General features: G+C 38.2%; 3 protein-coding genes and 1 pseudogene. All 4 read left to right on the top strand.

Going from position 1 to position 1,570, the window contains the following annotated elements:
- Positions 1–369: pseudogene (locus EV207_RS23815) on the top strand (hypothetical protein); the annotation flags it as partial.
- Positions 323–781 (top strand): DNA/RNA non-specific endonuclease, encoded by a 459-nt coding sequence (locus EV207_RS22825; protein ID WP_341539819.1) that lies wholly within the window; start codon positions 323–325, stop codon positions 779–781. The pseudogene EV207_RS23815 and the gene EV207_RS22825, both read left to right, overlap by 47 nt.
- Positions 782–786: 5 nt before the next feature.
- Positions 787–1,266: an immunity protein YezG family protein gene (locus EV207_RS22820; RefSeq protein WP_132748756.1), complete on the top strand. Its 480-nt coding sequence runs from the start codon at positions 787–789 to the stop codon at positions 1,264–1,266.
- Between the two features lie 86 nt (positions 1,267–1,352).
- Positions 1,353–1,570, top strand: a 218-nt coding sequence (locus EV207_RS23995) for a T7SS effector LXG polymorphic toxin (protein WP_424511394.1), incomplete at its 3' end; no start/stop codon positions are given.

The following is a 1,570-nucleotide window of genomic DNA, read 5'->3' as shown; positions in this document are numbered from 1 at the left end:
CCTTATAGTCAAAAGTATGTTAAGGGGCAACTGGCCAAGGCCCAGGCAACCATGAAAGGCATGAGCCGGAAAATCGGCAAGGTTGAAATCCCTGTCCCCGTTCGCGGTCCAAGATTAGCCGCCGCGGGTCCAGACTTAGGCGGTTTCGGGTTAAATATGGAGAATCGCAGGCTGGGGGATGTTTGGCAGAATATTACGGCTAAAAATGTTGAGGATGTGCGTGGTGGCGGGACAGTAGAAAGTCCTAAAGGTGCTGGTGAAGGTAATATAGTCAACGAAGTTAAAGAAATTGACTTCGGAAAGCACATAATAAGAGGTGAAAATGGTAAGAAACAACTACTCCCAAATACTAAAATATGTAACCAATGATAACTACAAATATACTACCGATGAACTTGGACGTATTGTAAACGTAGATGCTCCCGAAATTGTATTAAAAAAGGCTGATAGAAATAAATATGCTCAGGCAAATGTAGGGGGGAAAGACAGATTACCAGATGATGATGGCGGACATTTAATAGGAGCACAATTTAATGGTCCTCCTGATATTGATAATCTTGTACCACAAAATAGTCAAATTAATAGGAGGGGTGGAGTTTGGTACGAAATGGAGACTGAGTGGGCCAATGCGTTGAAAGAGATACCACCCAAGAATGTCTCTGTTAGCATTGAACCAATCTATTCTAATAATTCAATGCGACCTGATTCCTTTATGGTCGAATATGAAATTGAAGGCCAATTCCCAGTGATTCGTGAGATTGCAAATAAATCAGGAGGCTGATATTGATGAGTTTTGAAATAGAATTAAACGAGTTATATAAAGAAATTGCACAACAGGTTAATGATATGATTCCAACTGAATGGGATAATTTCTTTTTTAATGGTGAAGTTAAGGAGGGAGAAGGAGGAGTTTTCTTCTTTTTTACGCCCAAAGGTGAGAAGCAACACGTTTTTTCGCATTATATTCCAAAATTATACAGTGTAGAAAAGAGGGCTTACAATAAAGAACTACATAATTTATTTCAACTAACTGTTGAACTTCAAAAAGTTTTTACTGATAACGATCAAGAACCTTGGTTTTCAGTAACATTATTATTAAATGATACAGGAAAATTAAATGTACATTTTGATTATACAAATTGGCATGAAAGTGAATTTGGTCCGGCTGCTAGAATTAAATATTTTGAGTATAAATATATAAGCCCAAACAAAGAACAGCTAGATTTAGATTTAATAGAGAGAATGAAGGAATTTGAAGAAAAATAAACAATAAAGCACTTGGATTGCCGTTTGGCAGCAGGTGCTTTTACTTTTGGGGAAATTTAAGTATAAAACAACATGAATGAGACGATATCGTCGCTGGCCAGCAGGAGGACCTGCAAAAGATCTTTAATAGTATCAAAGATATCCTTTCGCTTGAGGTCTTCGATAGCGGCGATTTTGAAGACAAGATCGGCGAAGCGGAAAAGGAACGAAATGATACGATTGAAAAGGTTGCAACGCTGGACAGTGATTTGACGGAGGAATATAAGGCCTCCGAATCAACACAGCTTTACGTTGGGGCTTTATA

The organism is Scopulibacillus darangshiensis (assembly GCF_004341035.1).
GTDB lineage: Bacteria > Bacillota > Bacilli > Bacillales > Sporolactobacillaceae > Scopulibacillus > Scopulibacillus darangshiensis.
Note: the sequence above shows the minus strand (reverse complement) of the source record. Positions and strands in the feature narration are given on the sequence as shown.